Annotated in this window: 20 protein-coding genes and 5 tRNA genes; 8 read left to right on the top strand and 17 right to left on the bottom strand. The window is 30.1% G+C overall.

All coding sequences use genetic code 11. From position 1 onward, the window contains the following. Positions 1 to 53: 53 nt before the first annotated feature. From nusG to mraY, 11 genes are all read right to left on the bottom strand, one after another. Entirely contained in the window at positions 54 to 581 is a 528-nt protein-coding gene (gene nusG / locus ACNI28_RS03985; RefSeq protein ID WP_419765743.1) for a transcription termination/antitermination protein NusG, read from the bottom strand. A 9-nt stretch (positions 582 to 590) separates the two neighbouring features. After that, positions 591 to 773, bottom strand: a complete 183-nt coding sequence (secE, locus tag ACNI28_RS03990) for a preprotein translocase subunit SecE (protein WP_419765745.1) — start codon at positions 771 to 773, stop codon at positions 591 to 593. Between the two features lie 80 nt (positions 774 to 853). Beyond that, positions 854 to 929, bottom strand: a tRNA-Trp gene (locus ACNI28_RS03995). A gap of 31 nt (positions 930 to 960) precedes the next feature. Then, a complete protein-coding gene (gene rpmG, locus ACNI28_RS04000) occupies positions 961 to 1,119 on the bottom strand; it encodes a 50S ribosomal protein L33 (protein ID WP_419766447.1) in 159 nt (52 codons plus the stop codon). 17 nt (positions 1,120 to 1,136) lie between these two features. Continuing rightward, positions 1,137 to 2,345 carry an elongation factor Tu gene (tuf, locus tag ACNI28_RS04005; protein WP_419765746.1) on the bottom strand — a complete coding sequence of 403 codons (1,209 nt, stop codon included), beginning with the start codon at positions 2,343 to 2,345 and terminating at the stop codon, positions 1,137 to 1,139. A gap of 237 nt (positions 2,346 to 2,582) precedes the next feature. Beyond that, positions 2,583 to 2,659 (bottom strand) — tRNA-Gly (locus ACNI28_RS04010). A gap of 8 nt (positions 2,660 to 2,667) precedes the next feature. Beyond that, positions 2,668 to 2,752: transfer RNA gene (locus tag ACNI28_RS04015), tRNA-Tyr, on the bottom strand. Positions 2,753 to 2,821: 69 nt separating this feature from the next. Then, a tRNA-Thr gene (locus ACNI28_RS04020) sits at positions 2,822 to 2,898 on the bottom strand. Between the two features lie 21 nt (positions 2,899 to 2,919). After that, positions 2,920 to 2,995: transfer RNA gene (locus ACNI28_RS04025), tRNA-Phe, on the bottom strand. A 35-nt stretch (positions 2,996 to 3,030) separates the two neighbouring features. Then, the gene (gene murD / locus ACNI28_RS04030; RefSeq protein WP_419765747.1) at positions 3,031 to 4,206 is read right to left on the bottom strand and encodes a UDP-N-acetylmuramoyl-L-alanine--D-glutamate ligase; all 1,176 of its coding nucleotides are present in this window, start codon (positions 4,204 to 4,206) and stop codon (positions 3,031 to 3,033) included. Between the two features lie 108 nt (positions 4,207 to 4,314). Next, positions 4,315 to 5,376, bottom strand: a complete 1,062-nt coding sequence (gene mraY, locus ACNI28_RS04035; RefSeq protein ID WP_419765749.1) for a phospho-N-acetylmuramoyl-pentapeptide-transferase — start codon at positions 5,374 to 5,376, stop codon at positions 4,315 to 4,317. Between the two features lie 67 nt (positions 5,377 to 5,443). Between mraY and gpmI the strand changes: the two genes are divergently transcribed. From gpmI to ACNI28_RS04050, 3 genes are read left to right on the top strand one after another with little or no spacing between them, the layout of a single operon-like run. Next, complete coding sequence (gene gpmI / locus ACNI28_RS04040; protein WP_419765751.1) at positions 5,444 to 6,919, top strand: 2,3-bisphosphoglycerate-independent phosphoglycerate mutase; 1,476 nt, start codon at positions 5,444 to 5,446, stop codon at positions 6,917 to 6,919. A 9-nt stretch (positions 6,920 to 6,928) separates the two neighbouring features. Beyond that, positions 6,929 to 7,627, top strand: coding sequence for an ATP-binding cassette domain-containing protein (locus tag ACNI28_RS04045; protein WP_419765753.1), 699 nt, complete (start codon positions 6,929 to 6,931; stop codon positions 7,625 to 7,627). Further along, the gene (locus ACNI28_RS04050; protein WP_419765755.1) at positions 7,627 to 9,699 is read left to right on the top strand and encodes a transglycosylase domain-containing protein; all 2,073 of its coding nucleotides are present in this window, start codon (positions 7,627 to 7,629) and stop codon (positions 9,697 to 9,699) included. The genes ACNI28_RS04045 and ACNI28_RS04050 overlap by 1 nt, the downstream gene beginning before the upstream one ends. A 60-nt stretch (positions 9,700 to 9,759) precedes the next feature. On the opposite strand, the gene glnA is transcribed toward ACNI28_RS04050, so the two are convergent. From glnA to ACNI28_RS04070, 4 genes are all read right to left on the bottom strand, one after another. After that, positions 9,760 to 11,187, bottom strand: a complete 1,428-nt coding sequence (gene glnA, locus ACNI28_RS04055; protein ID WP_419765757.1) for a type I glutamate--ammonia ligase — start codon at positions 11,185 to 11,187, stop codon at positions 9,760 to 9,762. Positions 11,188 to 11,311: 124 nt separating this feature from the next. Further along, on the bottom strand, positions 11,312 to 12,094 hold the full coding sequence (locus ACNI28_RS04060; protein WP_419765759.1) for a histidinol-phosphatase: 783 nt from the start codon (positions 12,092 to 12,094) through the stop codon (positions 11,312 to 11,314). Further along, positions 12,091 to 12,543 (bottom strand): molybdopterin synthase catalytic subunit, encoded by a 453-nt coding sequence (locus ACNI28_RS04065; protein ID WP_419765761.1) that lies wholly within the window; start codon positions 12,541 to 12,543, stop codon positions 12,091 to 12,093. The genes ACNI28_RS04060 and ACNI28_RS04065 overlap by 4 nt, the downstream gene beginning before the upstream one ends. Positions 12,544 to 12,571: 28 nt before the next feature. Beyond that, positions 12,572 to 12,793, bottom strand: coding sequence for a MoaD/ThiS family protein (locus tag ACNI28_RS04070; protein WP_419765763.1), 222 nt, complete (start codon positions 12,791 to 12,793; stop codon positions 12,572 to 12,574). Positions 12,794 to 12,861: 68 nt separating this feature from the next. On the opposite strand from ACNI28_RS04070, the gene ACNI28_RS04075 reads away from it, so the two are divergent. Then, a complete protein-coding gene (locus ACNI28_RS04075) occupies positions 12,862 to 13,518 on the top strand; it encodes an MqnA/MqnD/SBP family protein (protein WP_419765765.1) in 657 nt (218 codons plus the stop codon). 10 nt (positions 13,519 to 13,528) lie between these two features. Continuing rightward, positions 13,529 to 14,296 carry an undecaprenyl-diphosphate phosphatase gene (locus ACNI28_RS04080; protein ID WP_419765767.1) on the top strand — a complete coding sequence of 256 codons (768 nt, stop codon included), beginning with the start codon at positions 13,529 to 13,531 and terminating at the stop codon, positions 14,294 to 14,296. Here the strand turns inward: ACNI28_RS04080 and ACNI28_RS04085 are convergent. Next, on the bottom strand, positions 14,276 to 15,310 hold the full coding sequence (locus tag ACNI28_RS04085; protein WP_419765769.1) for a UDP-N-acetylglucosamine--N-acetylmuramyl-(pentapeptide) pyrophosphoryl-undecaprenol N-acetylglucosamine transferase: 1,035 nt from the start codon (positions 15,308 to 15,310) through the stop codon (positions 14,276 to 14,278). The two genes, ACNI28_RS04080 and ACNI28_RS04085, sit on opposite strands and share 21 nt — an antisense overlap. Further along, a complete protein-coding gene (locus ACNI28_RS04090) occupies positions 15,307 to 16,530 on the bottom strand; it encodes an FtsW/RodA/SpoVE family cell cycle protein (RefSeq protein ID WP_419765771.1) in 1,224 nt (407 codons plus the stop codon). Before ACNI28_RS04090 ends, ACNI28_RS04085 begins: the two co-directional genes overlap by 4 nt. A 28-nt stretch (positions 16,531 to 16,558) precedes the next feature. Between ACNI28_RS04090 and ACNI28_RS04095 the strand changes: the two genes are divergently transcribed. Genes ACNI28_RS04095 through ACNI28_RS04105 form a run of 3 tightly spaced genes read left to right on the top strand, consistent with a single transcriptional unit; the run spans position 16,559 to position 19,448 of the window. After that, entirely contained in the window at positions 16,559 to 18,421 is a 1,863-nt protein-coding gene (locus ACNI28_RS04095) for a peptidoglycan D,D-transpeptidase FtsI family protein (protein WP_419765773.1), read from the top strand. A gap of 60 nt (positions 18,422 to 18,481) precedes the next feature. Further along, positions 18,482 to 18,997, top strand: coding sequence for a peptidylprolyl isomerase (locus ACNI28_RS04100; RefSeq protein ID WP_419765775.1), 516 nt, complete (start codon positions 18,482 to 18,484; stop codon positions 18,995 to 18,997). Next, a complete protein-coding gene (locus ACNI28_RS04105; protein WP_419765777.1) occupies positions 18,987 to 19,448 on the top strand; it encodes a hypothetical protein in 462 nt (153 codons plus the stop codon). The genes ACNI28_RS04100 and ACNI28_RS04105 overlap by 11 nt, the downstream gene beginning before the upstream one ends. Positions 19,449 to 19,453 lie beyond the last annotated feature (5 nt).

Genomic DNA, 19,453 nt, shown 5'->3' on the forward strand with positions numbered 1-19,453 from the left:
CAAGAAAACTCAGAAGCTAATTTTATTGCCTAATGTCTATATTTATTTAGTAGTTATACTACTCTTTCTACTTGTGTATAAGAAATCTCTACTGGAGTATTTCTTCCAAAAATTGATACATTTAGTTTTAAAACACCTGAAGCTATATCAAACTCTTCAACGATTCCATTAAAGTTTGCAAATGGTCCTTCATTTATTCTAACCATTTCACCTTCATCAAATGAAACTTTTGGCTTAGCAGCAGCTCTATTATTAACTTTGTCTAAAATAGAATTAATGTCTTTTTCAGATAGTGGTGTTGGTTTTTTAGACTCACCAATAAATCTTCCAACTTTTGGCATTGATTGAATTCTATGCCATAAAGCAGTATCTAAATCAATTTTTGCAAAAGCATATGCTGGATATAAAGGTCTTTCAACTATTGTTTTATTACCTTTTTTTACTTCAATTAAATCTTCAGTAGGAACTAAAACATCAGCAATTTTTTCATCAGCCATTTCTTGTGCTAATCTTTCTAATGCTCTTTTTACTGTTAATTCACTTCCTGAATGTGTTTGTATTGCGTACCATAAATGTGCCATTTTAATTCCTTAGTTCATTACTGATGATAAGCTAAATGACATAATCGCATCAATTAGAGCTAAAAACAGTGATATAACTGTTACAACAACAAAAACAGAAATATAAGCAGACCTAATTTGCTCTTTTATTGGAAAAATTACTTTTCCTATCTCTTCTTTTGCATTCTTATAATATGTTTTTAACTTACTCACAATCGACTCCAGAGTTATAATTATTTAGCTTATAAATATTTTTTAAAAAAGTTATTTTTACTACTTTAAGAAATATTTAGTGGCAGGCCAGGAGGGACTCGAACCCCCAGCCATCGGATTTGGAATCCGGCGCTCTACCATTGGAGCTACTGACCTGCTTAAAAAGATAAAGCGGTTAAGTAAAGTCTTACGACTTTAACTTAACTTCTTTATGAATAGTGTGTTTTCTCAATCTCGGACAATATTTGTTAACCTCAAATTTCTCAGTATGAGTTTTTGGGTTCTTCCAAGTAGTGTAGTTAATATCTCCACTCTCTTGACATTTTAATCCGATTTTTATTCTAATTGCTGCCATATTAATCCTTATTTGATAACTTCAGCAACAACTCCAGCACCTACAGTTCTACCACCTTCTCTGATAGCGAACTTAGTACCTTTTTCAAGAGCAATTGGTGCAACTAAACTAACTGTCATTTCTACATTATCCCCAGGCATAACCATTTCAGTTCCCTCAGGTAGTGTACAAGAACCAGTAACGTCTGTTGTTCTTACATAAAATTGTGGTCTATATCCAGAGAAAAATGGAGTATGTCTTCCACCCTCTTCTTTAGAAAGAATATAAACTTCACCTCTAAATTCTGTATGTGGAGTAATTGTTCCTGGCTTAATAAGAACTTGTCCTCTTTGTACATCTTCTTTTTTGATACCTCTTAAAAGAATACCTGCATTATCTCCAGCTTGACCTTCGTCCATTTCTTTTCTGAACATTTCAATACCAGTTACAGTAGTTTTTCTTGTATCAGTAATACCAACAATTTCGATTTCTTCGTTTAACTTAATAGTACCTTTTTCGATTCTACCAGTAACAACAGTTCCTCTACCTTGAATAGTAAATACATCTTCAACAGGCATTAAGAATGCTTGGTCAGAATCTCTTTCAGGAGTTGGGATATAAGCATCTACTTCTGCCATTAAGTTATAGATTTTTTCAGACCACTCACCAGCTTTACCAGCTTTAGCTTCTTCTAATGCTTGGAAAGCAGAACCAGCAATAATTGGAGTATCATCACCTGGGAAATCATAAGTAGATAATAATTCTCTAACTTCCATTTCAACAAGTTCTAACATCTCTTCTTTATCTTCATCATCAAGTTGATCTTCTTTATTTAAGAAAACAACAATGTAAGGTACACCTACTTGTTTAGATAATAAGATGTGCTCTCTAGTTTGTGCCATAGGTCCATCAGTTGAAGCAATAACTAAGATAGCTCCGTCCATTTGTGCAGCACCAGTAATCATGTTTTTAACGTAATCGGCGTGACCTGGACAATCTACGTGTGCGTAGTGTCTAGTTTCAGTTTCATACTCAACGTGAGAAGTAGCAATAGTAATTCCTCTTTCTCTCTCTTCTGGAGCGTTATCAATTTGATCGTAATCCATAGTCGCTTGACCATTTTTAAGACCTAAACACATTGTGATTGCAGCAGTTAATGTAGTTTTACCGTGGTCAACGTGACCAATAGTACCAATATTTACGTGCGGTTTACTTCTGTCAAATTTTTCTTTTGCCATAGAATTTTTCCTTTAAAAGATTTAATTAAATTGCCCTCTGAGCAGATGAGCCCAAAAGCTAATCTATTCAGAGGGGTGTTGTGAGACATTCACATAATTTAAATGTACATATACAACTAAATTATATTAACGGGTCGCAATTATACTATAAAAAAGATTACAAGGAGATTACATGTAGTAAAAGAGTTATAATTTTTGCTATATATAACTCAGCTCCCAGAATCAATAAAAAATAAATGGAGCGGGAGACGAGACTCGAACTCGCGACAATCTGCTTGGAAGGCAGAAGCTCTAGCCAACTGAGCTACTCCCGCTCATTTAATGGTGGTGAGGGAAGGATTTGAACCTTCGAAGCCGTAGGCGGCGGATTTACAATCCGCAGGATTTGACCACTCTCCAACCTCACCGGTTGAAAATTATTAATCTGGTCTAGCGCTGTTCTTCATTTTGAAGATTTCGCAGACTTATAACTTATATGGAGCTGGTGAAGGGAGTTGAACCCCCGACCTGCTGATTACAAATCAGCTGCTCTAGCCAACTGAGCTACACCAGCATATAAATATGTTTACAAAAATGGTGGCGCGGGGCAGAATCGAACTGCCGACACAAGGATTTTCAGTCCTTTGCTCTACCGACTGAGCTACCGAGCCATCGTTTTTGGACTGAAATTATAATGTCTGTTTAATTAATTCTTGCTTAAAGAGTTTACAAGATTCTTAAATTCCTCACCTCTATGTTTATATGAGGTAAATTGATCTAAAGATGCAGCAGCTGGAGAGAGCATGCCTATACTGTTTGGAGTAGATATTTGGTCGATTTTTTCAACTGCATTTTTTAATATTTTCATACCAAAAAATTCTATGCCAAACTCTTTTGATAAATTAAGAATTTTTTCTTCATTTGAACCAATTGCAAATATTGTAATATCGTAATTTTTTAGCTCTTCAAATAATGGTTTTAAATTTGCACCCTTATCATCCCCACCTAAAATAAGATTTATCTTTTTATTGCCATAAGGCTTTAGTGCATTTATTGTTGCATCTATATTTGTTGCTTTGCTATCATCAATCCAGAGTCTATTTTTTTTATCATAAAACTCTTCAACTTTGTGTTGGTCAATTATAAAAGAGTTTATAAGTTCATAATCAACTTCATCAAAAAGTATTTTTGAACTTGCAAGTGCCATAATTGAATCTAGTAAAAAAGGCTCTTTAAACTTTATTTTGTCTTTTTCTATTCCAAACTCTTTACATAAACAGTCATTATTTTTATACGTTATGATTTTTGCATCACTTTTATAATCTTTATATTCATCTGGAATAATAGCTATTTCACCCTCTACCATAAAATCAAGAGGTTTTAGTTTTGCTTTTTTATACTCATCAAAACTTCCATGCCAAGTTATATGATCTTCACTTATAGGAAGAAGTAAATATAAGTTTGGTTTGGCTTTATTTGTGTAATGATTTGTAAAGGAAGAGGTTTCCAATATCCAAAGATTTGCATTTTTGTCTAATTTAGCCAAAGGAGTACCAATATTTCCTCCACAAACACTTCCTCTTTTTTCTAAAAGCTGTTGACACATTTGAGTTGTAGTAGTTTTTCCATTTGTTCCAGATATCCAAATACTAAAAGGTATAATATTAGCAAATAAATCATATTCACTAATAATATTATTTGAATTCTTTACCATATAATTAGAGGGCATAATCCCAGGACTAACAACTGTTAAATCATTTGAAGACTTATCATAAGTTCCAAAATCACTATCATCATATAGTTTTACATCATCAAAAGCTTCTTCTATAGCTTTAGCGGTAACTCCTTTACCAAGGACTCTTATTCTTTGATTTGCCTTCATCTATGTTCGTACCTCACATATAGATTTCGGTTCCGAACTTAAAGAAGTGAAACTGTTCACTACTTTTTTACAGTTCTCACCTTTACCTAATACTCTAGTCATGTTTACCTATCTAAGTTTAAAGCTTAAAAGAGCAAAAAGGTTTGCCATAAAAGCAATAATCCAAAATCTTACTATTATTTTATTCTCTTTCCAGCCCTTATGCTCAAAATGATGGTGTATAGGAGCCATTAAAAAAACTCTTTTTTGCCTTAATTTAAAAGAACCTACTTGCAGTATTACAGAGACTGTTTCCACAACAAAAATAAGTCCAATAATTAAAAGTAAAATTTCACTTTTTCCAACAATTGCCATGTAGCCCATAAACCCACCTAAAGGCAAAGAACCACTATCTCCCATGAAAACCTCAGCTGGATGTGAATTGAACCAAAGAAAAGCTATCAAGGAACCCACTAATGCAGAACCTAAGATAGCTAATTCACCTGCCATTTTGATGTTAGGCACAAGTAAATATGAAGAAAAAATAGCATGACCTGAAATGTATACAATAGTTGACAGAGTAAAAAAAGCTATTATTGAAGGAACAGTTGCTAAACCATCTAATCCATCTGTCAAATTAACCGCATTTGAGGTTGAGACTATTACTAACATCCAAAAAACTATTGCATAAATTCCCATATCAAAAAGTGGCAACTTATAAAAAGGAACAAAAAAATCTGTACTATGAGAATAGGAGTATAAAACTGCAGAAACAACAAAAGCACAAATAATTTGAAAAATAAGTTTCATTCTTGCACTTAAACCAGCAGAATTTTTTTGATTAAAAATTTTTGATAAATCATCTTTCATACCAATTAGACAAAACATAAGTAGTGTTATGATTCCACCTGTTATATAAAAATTATTTAGTTTGGCAGTTAATAAAGAGGCAATTACTGTAGAAAAAATAAAAATCACTCCACCCATTGTTGGAGTTCCACATTTCTCTTGATGAGACTTTGGAGCATGCTCATATATTGGTTGACTTGCCTTTTTATTTTTTGCCCATTTTATAAATTTTGGCATTAAATACATACTTAATAAAAAAGATATTATAAAAGCAATTCCTGCACGTATTGAGATATATTGAAAGATATTGATATCAAGATGTCTATAGAACCAGTAAAACAAATTTAAACCTTCGTTTAGATATAATCTTCGGATTATATTATATTAATAATTTCAAAAGGTTTAAAGAATGACAAATAAAACAATTCTAATCATAACAGATGGTATTGGTCATAATAATTCATCAAATTTTAATGCCCTTAAAAATGCAAATACCCCAACTTATGATTATCTGTTTAAAAATGTACCCTACTCACTAATACATACCCATGGTACCCATGTTGGTCTTCCAGATGGACAAATGGGAAATAGTGAAGTTGGTCATATGAGTATAGGAAGTGGTAGAGTTTTATACCAAGATTTAGTAAAAGTAAATTTAGCAATTAAAAATAATACATTAAAAGATAACAAAATTTTAAGTTCAACAATTGAAAAATCAAATAACATCCATCTTTTAGGATTATTAAGTGATGGTGGAGTTCATTCACATATAAATCATATAATTGGTTTTGCTAAAATCGCTAAAGACTTAGGGAAAAAAGTATTTATTCATATAATAACAGATGGTAGAGATGTTGCTCCTAATTGTGCTAAAAAATATATTTCACAAATAGAAGAAATATGTGATGAAAATATTTCTATTGCTACTATTTCAGGTAGATATTATGCAATGGATAGGGATAATAGATGGGATAGAGTAAAAAAAGCTTATGATGCAATTGCACAAGGTCTTCCAAAATCTTCTAAAACAATAAATGAGTACATTGAAGAATCTTATGAACAAGATATTTTAGATGAGTTCATTCTTCCTGCTTCTTTAAATAACTATAATGGATTTGAGAAGAATGATGGAGTAGTATTTTGTAACTTTAGAAGTGATAGGATGAGAGAGATGTCAAATGCCATTGCAAATGTTAATTTTGATGAATTTCTAAGAGTTGAAAAAAATCTAAATATTGCAACCATAACCCAATATGATAAGAACTTTCCCTTGCCTGTTCTTTTCCCAAAAGAAACGCCTAAAAACACCTTAGCTGAAGTAATATCTAAAAATGGCCTAAAACAGCTTCATACTGCTGAAACAGAAAAATATGCCCATGTGACATTTTTCTTTAATGGTGGAGTAGAAGAACCATTTTTAAATGAGACAAGAGTATTAATCCCTTCTCCAAATGTGCCAACTTATGACTTAAAGCCTGAGATGAGTGCACCTGAAGTTGGTGTTGAAGTTAGACGCGCTATGGATGAAGAGTATGACTTTGTTGTTGTAAACTTTGCAAATGGAGATATGGTGGGACATACTGGTATTTTTGAAGCTGGCATAAAAGCTGTTGAAGCTGTTGATAATGAACTTGGACTTATTTTAGAAAAAGCAAAAAAGCTTGACTATAATATAGTATTAACTTCAGATCATGGAAACTGTGAAATGATGAAAAATGAAAATGGAGAAACACTTACAAATCATACAGTTGGAGATGTTTATTGTTTTGTTATTAGTGAAAATGTAAAAGAAGTAAAAACAGGAAGTTTAAATAATATTGCACCAACCATATTAAAACTTATGAATATAGAAATTCCACAAGAAATGGATGAAGCTTTAATATAAGCACAAAACATGTCAAAAATTATAATTAATAAACTTCAAATTAAAAATAATAATCAAGAATTAGTTAATTTAAATTTTGACATAAATAAATCTATGGCTCTTATTGGGGAAAGTGGAAGCGGAAAGTCTCTTACTCTAAAGTCTATTCTAAACCTTCTTCCATCGAATTTAGATTCAATTATTGAGATAGATTCAACTTTAAAACTTGATAATAAAGATATAGGCTTTATTCCCCAAAACCCATTTACCTCTTTATCTCCCATGACAAAAATAGATAATCAATTTTTTTGTAATGAAAAAGAAAAAAATGAAGCCTTAAAACTTGTAGGATTGAAAGAGTTTGTTTTAAATAGATTTCCTTCACAATTAAGTGGAGGGCAGCTCCAAAGGGTAGTAATTGCAATCGCAATTAGCCAAAAACCAAAACTATTGTTATTAGATGAGCCAACAACAGCTCTTGATACAAAAAACAAAGAAATTATCTTGAATTTACTTCAAGATTTAAAAAAAGATTTAGATTTAAAAATATTGTATGTTACACATGACATTTATTCTATAAAAGATTTATGTGAAGATATTATAATTTTAAAAAATGGTAAAATAATAGAATCTGGTAAAACAGAAGAAGTTTTATCAAAACCAAAAAATGAATATACTATTGAACTAATAGATTCAAACTTTATAAATAAAAAATTTAGGGAAGCATAATGATAAAATACATTTTAGGAATTATTGCAGCTATTATACTTGGTCTGTTTTCTTGGCTAATTTACTTATATCTTAGCTTAAGATTTGATATTGATAAACTTGTTAATTATAAACCACCATTAACAACTCAGTTTTATGATAAAAATGGAGAGCTTGTTGCAAATATATTCGAAAAAGAGAATAGAGTCTATGTGGATTACAAAGATATACCACCTAGAGTTATTGAAGCACTTCTAGCTATTGAAGATACGCAATTTTTCGAGCATTCAGGTATAAATCTTGATGCAATTAGCAGAGCACTGATAAAAGATATTAAAGCAGGTAAATTAGTGGAAGGAGCAAGTACTTTAACTCAACAATTAGTAAAAAATATTTTACTAACAAGAGAAAAAAAGATTATGAGGAAAATAAAAGAAGCCTTACTTGCATTAAGAGTTGAACAAGTTTTAACAAAAGAAGAGATTTTAGAGAGATATTTAAATCAAGTTTATTTTGGACACGGTTACTATGGTATTAGAACTGCTGCATTAGGATACTTCAAAAAAGATCTTTATGAATTATCATTAAAAGAGATTGCAATTTTAGTTGGTCTTCCAAAAGCACCAAGTTTTTATGATCCAACAAGAAATCTAAAATTTACTCTTGCACGAGCTAATCAAGTTGTAAATAGACTTAAAACACTTGGTTGGATAAATGAATCAGAGTTCCAAGAAGCAATAGATTTTACACCTGAAGTTTATAATCAAACACTTACTAAAAACAAAGCTCCATATGTAATTGATTATGCTTTTAAAGAGTTGAAAAAAAGTATTCCCAATATAAAAGAAGAGGGTTATACTATAAATTTAACAATTGACTTAAAAGCACAAGAAATAGCAAGAAAAGCATTAGATCTTTCATATAATAATATTATAAAAAGAGATAAATATTTTAGATCCCTTGCATATAAGAACTTAGAGATTTTTCCTATGGAGTTAATTGAAGAACAAGAATCATTTACAAAAACTTTAAATGGTGGATTAATTTCTATTGAAAATAAAACAGGAAAAATTATTAGCATGGTGGGAGGGATTGATTATAAAGAATCTACTTTCAATAGAGTTGTTCAAAGTAAGAGACAACCAGGAAGTGCTGTAAAACCATTTATTTATCAACAAGCTTTGGATTTAGGTTATTCACCTGCAAGTATGATTGCTGATATTTCAAGAACCTATGAGTTTGATGATGAAGAGACAGAAAAAGCAAATGAAAATACAAAAGAAGAGACTGCCCAAGAAGATGCCTCTTTAGATGATAACATTGAAGAAGAGAGTACTAAAAAAAGATGGCAGCCTAAAAACTATGAGGAAAACTATAAAGGCCTAATCTCTTTAAGAGAAGCTTTAGTTCACTCTAGAAATCTTGCGACAATAAACTTAGTAAATGATATAGGAATAGATGTTGTATATAGAGGTTTAAAAAACTATAGCCTTGAAGATATGCCATTTGATTTATCTATTACTTTGGGAAGTTTTGGAATTTCACCTATTGATTTATCACAATCATACTCTATGTTTTCTAACGGAGGGATTCAAGTAAAACCTTATATCGTAAACTCAATTACAAATAGATATAAACAAACTGTAAATTTTGAACCAGAAGAAAAATTTGTAACAACCCCTGAACAGTCCTACTTAATGACAACAATGCTAACTGAAGTTGTAAGAAATGGTACTGGAAGAATGGCAAAAGTTGGTGGCATTGAAATTGCAGGAAAAACAGGAACAACAAACAATAATATTGATGCTTGGTTCTGTGGCTTTAGTCCAACTTTACAAACAATAATTTGGTTTGGAAATGACAATAATAAACCCATGAGAAAAAGTGAAACAGGTGGTAGATCTTCAGGACCAGCATTTGCATACTTTTATAAAAACTATTTAAAGATTCACCCTGAAATTAAAAGAGAATTTACAAAACCAGCTGAAGTAAAAACAACTATACTAAATGGGCAAAAAGAGTATTACACAGAGACTTCAAAACTTCCGTTAAATAAATCACGACTTCTAGAAAAAAACCAAATACAATTCTAAAAATAAGACAAAAAAAAAGCTTGGCTAAAAAGCCAAGCTTTTAAAAACTTATTCTTGTTATTAACAAGAATAAGTACTCATGAATTCAAACGCTGTTGGTCTAGCTTCATCAGGATGAACTTGAGTTTCAAATTTATAGTGTTGATAAGTATCTATCATATCTTGAGAAAATACTGGTTTTAAGAAATCATTATCTCTAATTAATGCTTCTAATGAACCTCTTAATGTATGAGGCATTTGAGGGATTTTTCTCTCTCTAATTTCATCTAAAGGCATTTCAAATAAATCTTCATCCATTGGACCAATTGGTTCAACTTTATTAGCAATACCATCAAGTCCAGCCATTAACATTGCTGCAAACCCTAAATAAGGACAAGAAGTTGAATCTGGGAATCTCATTTCAATTCTAGTAGCTTTTTCACCTGCTCCATATGGAACTCTACAAGAAGCTGATCTATTTTGAGAAGAGTACGTTAAGATTGAAGGAGCTTCAAAACCTGGAATTAATCTTTTATAAGAGTTAGTTGATGGATTAGTAAATGCAGCAACTGCTCTAGCATGTTTGAAAATTCCACCAACATAATGTCTAGCCATTTCCGAAAGATTTCCATACTCACCTTCTGTATAGAATAAGTTTTTACCATCTTTCCAGATTGATTGGTGTACGTGCATACCGTTACCATTATCACCATAAAGTGGTTTTGGCATAAATGTACAAGTTTTACCATTTAAGTGTGCAACCATTTTACAAACATATTTGTATTTTTGAACATTATCAGCAGCTTCAATTAAGTCACCAAAAACAATACCAATTTCACCTTGTGCTTGTGCAACTTCATGATGTCCTAAAACAACTTCTAAACCAACTTGTTCTAATACTAACATCATTTCAGCTCTTAAATCAACCATTGAATCTGTTGGTTGAACTGGGAAGTATCCACCTTTTGTTCTAGGTCTATGTCCAATGTTTCCACCTTCAATTTCTCTAGCATCAGACCAACAACCCTCTTCTGAATCAACTCTATAATATGATTCATTAATATTATCCATAATTTTTACATCATCAAAGATAAAGAATTCATTTTCTGGACCAAAGTAAGCAACATCACCAACACCAGACTCACTTAAATGAGTTAATGCTTTTTTAGCAATAGATCTTGGACATTTTTCGTATAATTCACCTTTGTAGATATCATAAACATCACAAATTACGATAATTGTTGAATCAGCTGTGAAAGGATCTAAAAATGCAGTCCCAACATCTGGTTTTAAAATCATATCTGATTTATTAATTGGTTGCCATGCATCAACTGATGAACCATCAAATGGCATACCATTTGTTAAATTATCATCATTTACTGCACTTAACATATAAGTTAAATGATGCCACATACCCTTCATATCTGTAAATCTTAAATCTACAAATTTAACTTCATTTTCTTCACAATATTTAAAAAACTCTTTACTATCGTTAACAAATTTACCCATACAGTATCTCCTGATATTTTAATTTAACTCATTTTATCAAAATAAAGTTTAGAAAACACAAAAAAGTTGTATAAAAAATAAACATTTATAAAATTATTTGTGATTTTTTTTGCTTTAAGATTGTCTAAAAATTAACCAATTTTCTATTTCTATTATCAAATGTTGCAACTTTTGTAAAGCCAAAAGATTTAACATAATTTGCAACTTCATCATATTTAAAACCAATTTGTTCAACACTGTGGGCATCTGAACTTAATGTTATAGGGATATCTAATTCAGCTATTAACTCTAAGATATCTTTTGAAGGGTAAACTTCATTTATAGGTTTTCTTAGCCCTGCTGCATTTATCTCAATTACCATGTCTGATTTTTTTATCTCTTTTAAAGCATCTTGAGCGATTAATTTTATATCTTTTTGGGGTAAAAATTTAAATATTTTTATTAAATCTATATGTCCCACTATATCAAAATGCTTTGATTTAGCCATTACTTGAACAGTATCAAAATAGTCTTGCCAAATCTTATCGATATCTCTATTTTCATACTTACCAATAAACTCTGGATTATCAAAACCCCAGCCATCTAAAAAGTGAACAGAGCCAATAAGATAATCAACTTTTGCATTTAAAATGACATCTAACATCTTTACATCTTGCATAAAATCAACTTCATACGCTAGTAAAATTTTTATTTGATTTTTATACTCTTCTTTTAATCTTTTGACTTCATTTTCATAATAATCTTTTTGGGAAATATCAAGTCTATATTTCTTATCAAAATCCATAGGAGCATGCTCGCTAAAACCAAACTCATCAATTCCTACTTCAATTGCTTTTTTTACATACTCTTCCATAGTTCCAGTTGCATGATTGCAAAGTGTTGTATGGTTATGTAAATCTATTCTCATGCCAATATTCCTGAACCTTTAATTTTAGTACTTCGATTTAAAGCATAAACTCTTTTTTTCTCTATTATGTCGTATTTCCAGATAGGAGCACTTTTTTTAAAATCTTCTACAAACTCATCAATTAATTCTAAAGCAACTCTTCTTTTAGGAGAACAAACAGCTGCTATATATGAACTTTCATGATTAAGCACATCACCCTTACTATGAGCCATAAGCACAATTGCATTTTGAGCTTTTGCTTTTTCTTGCCAAGAATTAAACCAACTATTTAAAATAGGTTCATAAATATCAAAAGATAAGCCATCTATGCCATCTTCATCTCTAACTACTCCCACAAAAGTAATTATTGCACCATAATTAGAGTTCTTAAATTCATCATACCATCCATTGGTAATTTGTTCAACAGGCAATGCCCCATCAAATAATTGTAATCTCTTCTCATTATTCATTATTCATTATTCGCTTTTCATTTAATATTTACCCGCCACAAACAGGAGGTAAAAGAGATACTTTATCTCCACTATTTAGTGTAATATCTTTTGAGCTAACCATAGTATCATTAACTGCAACCGCACAGTTCTCAAGCCATGCACTCATATCTGCATCTTCTTTTAATATATCACTTAATTCTAATAGATTCTTTATCTCTAAAGTAAGTGGTTTTTTATTAATTGGTCCAAGAAATTCTATTGTTACCACTTTAACTCCTTTTTTACTAATTTTTAAATATTATATCCAAACTATTTTAAGTTTAGGAAAACCAATAAATGATATTTGCAAAAATTGATTACATAAATTTATTACCATTTCACGTATATTTTAAGAAAAATATTAAACCATCAAAAATTAAGGCAATAGTAAACTCTAAAAAATCTTATCCTGCTGATATAAATGTAAAGTTTAAAAATAGAAAAGTTGATGCAGCATTTATATCTTCTATAAAATCAAGAGGACAAAAATCTTTAGATTTTGGAATCATTGGGAAAAAAGAGATTTTATCTGTTTTGTGTATACCTGGTGTTTACAAAGAAGATTTTGAATCATCGACCTCTAATGTTTTATCCAAAATTCTAAAATGTGAAGGGAAAGTACTTATTGGAGATAAAGCCTTAAAGTATTATGCAAGTCATGACAAAGATAGTTTTGTTGACCTAGGAAAGCTTTGGACAAAGAAGTATAATCTTCCTTTTGTATTTGCAAGGCTGTGCTATAACAAACATGGAAATTATTTAAATAAGATTACTAAAAACTTCAATAAAAGAGCTGTAAAAATCCCTCAATATATTCTAAAAGAGTATTCTTTAAGAACTGGAATATCTGTAAAAGATATACAATATTATCTTACAAAACTTGACTACAAAATAAATGAAAAAGAGAAAAAGGGATTAAAACTCTTTTTAAAACTTGCAAAAGATATAAAATAAAAGGTTATAAATGCAAATTATTGATTCAGTAATATTAGGAATAATAGAAGGGTTTACAGAGTTTTTACCAATCTCATCAACAGGACACCTAATAGTTGCAAGTGAATTTTTGGGATTAGAACAAAGTAGTATAAACAAAGCCTATGAAGTTATAATCCAATTTGCAGCAATCTTAGCTGTTATACTAAATTATCCTGATAAATTTTCAATTAAAAAAATTGAACTATGGAAAAAATTAGTTTTAGCCTTTATTCCAATAGGAGTTGTTGGTTTTATATTTTCACACCAAGTTAAGGCAATGTTTTCTATTGAAATAGTTGCAATTATGTTTATCATTGGTGGAATTATATTTTTAATTGTAGAGAAGTTTTATGATGAAAAAAAATCCCATATAACAGATGTAGAACAAGTGACCTACAAACAAGCGTTATATATAGGGATTGCACAAATTTTTGCGCTGATTCCTGGGACATCAAGAGCTGGGTCTACAATAATTGGAGCAATGTTAGTTGGCTTAAATAGAAAAGCAAGTGCTGAATTCTCTTTTCTTTTGGCTTTTCCTGTTATGTGCGCAACTACTGGATATGATTTACTAAAACACTACAAAGATTTCACAGATGCAAACTTTGTTGTTCTTGCTGTTGGCTTTGTAGTAGCATTTTTTGTAGCTTATTTAACTATAAAACTATTCCTAAAATTTTTGCAAAATTTTACTTTTGTAGCTTTTGGTATTTATAGAATAATTTTTGGTGTAGTCTTACTTTTGATTTTCACTTAATATAAAATCAATAATCTTTTTTCGTGCATCATTAGATATTAGACTTACTAGATTTTCAGAAATAGTTTTTACATCACTATTTAAGGCTTCCTTTAAGATATCTCTATTTAACTCTTTTTCCCTAACTAAAAAGGCAAGATTTTTCTCTTTTAAAAATTTTGCATTACCATATTGATGGTCTTGTGCAGCATAAGGGAAAGGTACAAAAAGTGTTGGCAATCCATTTGCCACAAGCTCCCATAATGTAGATGCCCCTGAACGACTTATAGCAAAATCAGATTCTTTCATCTTACTTACCAATTCATTAGTAAAATCAAATACATCAACTTCAATATCTAATTTTTCATATTCAGCTTTAACTCTAGCAAAATCATTACCACCTGTTTGGTGAATGATTTTTATTCCTAGATTATCTAACTCTTTTGCAACACTTAAGGCAAAATTATTGATTGCCAATGCCCCTTGAGAACCTCCAAGAAAAATCACTTTTTTAACTTCTTCTCTAACTCTTGAGTTTGAAAAGAACTCTTCACTTACAGGATAATCTTTTATTTTAGAGTTTTCTAAATATGAAGAAAAAACTTCTGTTGCAAACTTAGAAGTTATTTTATTTAGTTTTCCCATATATGAGTTTTGTTCGTGAATATACAATTTGCAAGATGGAATTAAAATAGAAGCAAAAGTAGCAGGAGCAGCGGAAAAACCACCCACACTAATCACTCTTTTTACATCATTTTTAATAAAAAAGATATAACACTTAAGTGTTTGAAAAAAGATTTGAAAAAGAGCTTTTATTTTTCCTAAAAAGCCTTTATTTACAACTCCTCTTGTATCTAGGAAATAACTTTTCTCTAAATTTGAATAATCTTCAAACCACTTTTTATCTTGTCCATTTAAAGAACCTATAAAAAATGGCTTAATATCTTTATTAATAGCTAATTCATCTATAAATGCCTTAGCAACTTTTAAATGCCCACCAGTACCACCACCAGTTATAACAATATTTCCAATCATTTTTTGACTCTTTCTTCTTTTGATAATTTACTAATTGATAATATTAAACCAATGGATATCCCAAGACTTAACATGGAGGAACCACCATAACTTAAAAAAGGAACAGCAATACCTTTTATAGGAATCATTCCTGATATTCCATAAGAATTAATTAAAAAAGCAATAATTATCATAAGCCCTATTCCCAAAGTAAATAGATGATATATAGGATTATCTACTCTCTTACTTATTTTAAAAATTCTCCAAACTATCACATATAAAATAGATGAGACAATAAAAAGACCTAAAAGTCCAGTCTCTTCCGTAATCCCAGCTAAAATAAAATCCGTATGAACTTCAGATAAAAATCCTAATTTTATATTTCCTTGTGCTAATCCTGTACCAAAAAAGCCACCATTATGTATTGCATTTAAAGAGTGTGAAACTTGATATGGTTCTGGAAGTTCTTCTATTCTTAAGTGTTTATCTGCCCATGTAGGTAAAATCGATAAAATTTTATCTTGATTTAATGCCCACCAAGAATAAATACGTTGAACCCTGTGAGGTGCTGCTAATATTAAAGATATAATTCCAAGTACAATTAAAAAACCCAAGGCTAAAAATATCTTAAAACTTCTATTTGCAAAAATCAATAATACAATTAAAATAAGACCTAATAATACAACTTGTCCCAAATCTTTTTGTAAAAAAGCTACTAAAAATACTACAAGTAAAAAAGCAACAAAATATGGCAACAATAGTATTGTTTCCTCTTTTAATCCCATTTTTTTTGGCTTATCCATTAGTCTTCTGTGAAATGACCATGCAAGAAAATATATAAATCCTATTTTAAAAAACTCTACAGGAGATAAAGAAAAACCGGGAAGTCTTATCCATCTATTTGCTCCACCTGCAGTTGTCACCATAGAACTTGGCAAAAATGGCATTGCAATCATTAAAATTAAAAAAATTATAAATAAAAACATTCCAACTTTTCCGATAATAAAATCTGGATTAAAAAAAGATATTCCCCACATAAGAAATATAGATAAAACCCCTACTAATAACTGTCTTGTAAAGAAGTGGTATTGCGAATATTCATAATACACAACTGTATAAACACTCAAAGAGTATGAAAATATAATACTAATTATTATCAAAGATGAGGCTAATATAAACAGTAAATAGTCAGGTTGTGATAAGTTCTGATTTGATTTAAACATATTTTGGATAAAATTCATATCACATTATAATCTAATATGGATAAAGATGTCTTCAAAAAACATAAACAAAATTACTAGAATTAAAAAAATTTTTATAATACTTATTTTTATTTTCTTAAGCTTGGTACTTCTTCTATCAAATGTATTTGTAACAATATCAGATAAAAGAAGGCTGCCAAATTTACAAAGTAGTAAATCAGAGTTAGCAATAAGAGGAAATGTCTTAAGTGAGGATAATTTTAAAATCTCATCTTCTATAAAACTATATAAAGCAACTATTGATACAAGATTTTTAGATATTAAGAAGAAAAGCCTTTTCATTAAGCTTTTTTCTATCTACAGCGATATTCCAGAAGCCAAAATTAAAGAAAAAATTGACAAGTCACTGCAAAATCCTGGATCCATTGTTTTATCATATAATATTGATTCTAAAACTGCTAAGAACTTAAAAGAGCTTGGATTTAAACTAAGACATCTTGATGTATTTAAATCTATTCAAATAAATGACAATAAAATTTTAAGAGGTTTAAATATAAATGAAAGTGGTGAAAAAAGATTATATTCCTATAAAGACACTTTAACTCCAGTTATTGGATATATAAGGAAATATGAAACTAAAAGTGGAAAAACTAAAGTAAATGGAATAAAAGGCCTAGAAAAAAGCTATAACAATATATTAAATAATACAAAAGATGGCACATTAAAAGGTACAAGAGATGTACTTTCATATATCTCTTTTAATAAAGATTCAATAATTCAAAACCGTGTTGATGGTGCAGATTTAATACTAAACATTCCCCTTAGACTTCAAAAAAATCTTGAACTAATGATGGATGGTTTTAAAACTAAACTAGGTGCAGATGAAATCATTGTTTCAATAATGGAAAGTAATACAGGTAAAATAAAAGCCTTAGCCTCTTCAAATAGATTTGATCCAGGATTAATTAGACAATCAGATATTCCTTATTTGGATGTAAGTGCAATTGAGTTCTTATTTGAACCAGGTTCAATTATTAAGCCAATATCAATAGCCCTTGTAATGGACAAAGATAGAATCAAGAAAAATGAACTCTTTAATGCTTATAACGGATTTGGTAAGATTAATTCAAAAGGAGAATATCCAAGGGGAAGATACAAACTTGGAAGATATACCATAGGTGATGATCATCAGTTTACTAAACGATTTTTAACAGTTGATGATATTTTTGTTCACTCTAGTAATATCGGAACCTTGCAACTAGCTCAAAGATTGACTGGTAGAGAGCTATATGAAGGACTTAAGACCTTTGGTATTACAAAAAAGACACAAATAGATCTTCCTTATGAAAAAGTTGGAGTTATGCCAACAATTAGGCAGTTTTCAGCAGGCGAAAGCAAGGGTGAAGATAATGTGTTTAAAGCAACAATTTCCTATGGACAAGGTATGACAGCTACTTTTATGCAAATTTTAAAGGCATATTCTGTCTTTAATAATGAAGGAGTTATGGTAACACCCAAAATTGTTCAAAGTTTACTTGTAGATGATAATAAACTAAGTTTAGATGATGATACTAACTCAAAAGTTATTTCAACAAAAACTGCCAATGAAATAAAAAGATTATTAATTAAAACTGTTAAAAAAGGTACTGGAATCAATACACAAATTGAAGGTATTGAAATAGGTGGAAAAACAGGAACTGCACAAATTGCAAGACATGGTAAATATCAAGATATTTATATTTCATCATTTTTTGGATTTGCAAATGATAAACAAAAAAAATATACTATTGGAGTAACTGTTATAAATCCAATTTCAAAAGGAAAATACTGGTATTATCACTATGCTTCTTGGTCTGCAGTACCAGTATTTAGAGAAGCTGTAAATAATTTAATTAAGCTAAACTATTTATCTAAGAGTACAGAAAACTAAGAGTTTAACCTCTTTAATACATAAAATTGCTATAATTTCATAAATTTCAAAAGGATAAAAATGTTCGGATCAAAAGAAGAATTAAAAAAATACGATTTACCAAAAGAAGAATTAGAAAAATTTCAATATGCAAAATTTACTACTGATAAAGGCGTAATTTGGGCTAAATTATTTCCAGAGTCAACTCCAATTGCTGTATCAAACTTTGCAACACTTGCTAAAGATGGATTTTATAATGGTCTAATTTTCCATAGAGTAATTCCAGGTTTCATGGCACAGGGTGGTTGTCCTGATGGTTCTGGAATGGGAGGACCAGGATGGTCTATACCTTGTGAAACTGATGCTTCTAATCAAGTTCATAAAAGAGGAACTCTTTCTATGGCTCATGCAGGTAAAAATACAGGTGGAAGCCAATTCTTTATCTGTTTTGTAGCTTGTCCACATTTAGATGGAGGACATACAGTTTTTGGAGGAATTGAAGAGAATGATAAAGCAAGTTTTGAAACATTAGATTCAATTAATCAAAAAGATAAAATAGAATCAATAGAAATTTTAGAATCTAGAGATGATAACTAATCTTATACTCTTTATTCATATCATATCAGCTGCCACCTGGGTTGGTGGCGGCTTATTACTTTTTGGTATGGGTATTTATTTTAAAGACCCGAAGGTACAAAAAGTAATATACTCTCATATTGGACCTTTTTATGGGTACTTCCAACTTATTTGGATAACACTATTAATAATAACAGGTTTACTTTTATTAAATCAACACAATCTCTACTCAATAATACTTGATGAAGAGTTCAGAAACTCTCAATTTGGTATATTATTATACAGAAAACTTTTTATAGTATTTTTAGTTGTTCTTGCAACAGCAGTTCATATGTACATATCTTTAAAAGCTCATGGAAGAGAAAGAACAAACAAAGAAAAAATAATTTCTAGAGCTACATCTATGTTTATCTTTTTATTTAACTTCTCTATTATTTGGTATGCTATGAATATTTCTCAATATTTCATTTAGAAGAG

The organism is Arcobacter denitrificans (SeqCode), assembly GCF_048571185.1.
In the GTDB taxonomy this organism is placed as follows: Bacteria; Campylobacterota; Campylobacteria; order Campylobacterales; family Arcobacteraceae; genus Arcobacter; species Arcobacter denitrificans.

Coding starts and splice junctions, on each gene's coding strand:
- gpmI (WP_419765751.1), top strand. CDS start 5,444: ATGACAAATAAAACAATTCTAATCATAACAGATGGTATTGGTCATAAT.
- ACNI28_RS04075 (WP_419765765.1), top strand. CDS start 12,862: ATGATATTTGCAAAAATTGATTACATAAATTTATTACCATTTCACGTA.
- ACNI28_RS04080 (WP_419765767.1), top strand. CDS start 13,529: ATGCAAATTATTGATTCAGTAATATTAGGAATAATAGAAGGGTTTACA.
- ACNI28_RS04100 (WP_419765775.1), top strand. CDS start 18,482: ATGTTCGGATCAAAAGAAGAATTAAAAAAATACGATTTACCAAAAGAA.
- ACNI28_RS04045 (WP_419765753.1), top strand. CDS start 6,929: ATGTCAAAAATTATAATTAATAAACTTCAAATTAAAAATAATAATCAA.
- nusG (WP_419765743.1), bottom strand. CDS start 581: ATGGCACATTTATGGTACGCAATACAAACACATTCAGGAAGTGAATTA.
- ACNI28_RS04105 (WP_419765777.1), top strand. CDS start 18,987: ATGATAACTAATCTTATACTCTTTATTCATATCATATCAGCTGCCACC.
- ACNI28_RS04060 (WP_419765759.1), bottom strand. CDS start 12,094: ATGAGAATAGATTTACATAACCATACAACACTTTGCAATCATGCAACT.
- murD (WP_419765747.1), bottom strand. CDS start 4,206: ATGAAGGCAAATCAAAGAATAAGAGTCCTTGGTAAAGGAGTTACCGCT.
- glnA (WP_419765757.1), bottom strand. CDS start 11,187: ATGGGTAAATTTGTTAACGATAGTAAAGAGTTTTTTAAATATTGTGAA.
- tuf (WP_419765746.1), bottom strand. CDS start 2,345: ATGGCAAAAGAAAAATTTGACAGAAGTAAACCGCACGTAAATATTGGT.
- ACNI28_RS04095 (WP_419765773.1), top strand. CDS start 16,559: ATGTCTTCAAAAAACATAAACAAAATTACTAGAATTAAAAAAATTTTT.
- ACNI28_RS04085 (WP_419765769.1), bottom strand. CDS start 15,310: ATGATTGGAAATATTGTTATAACTGGTGGTGGTACTGGTGGGCATTTA.
- ACNI28_RS04065 (WP_419765761.1), bottom strand. CDS start 12,543: ATGAATAATGAGAAGAGATTACAATTATTTGATGGGGCATTGCCTGTT.
- ACNI28_RS04090 (WP_419765771.1), bottom strand. CDS start 16,530: ATGAATTTTATCCAAAATATGTTTAAATCAAATCAGAACTTATCACAA.
- ACNI28_RS04050 (WP_419765755.1), top strand. CDS start 7,627: ATGATAAAATACATTTTAGGAATTATTGCAGCTATTATACTTGGTCTG.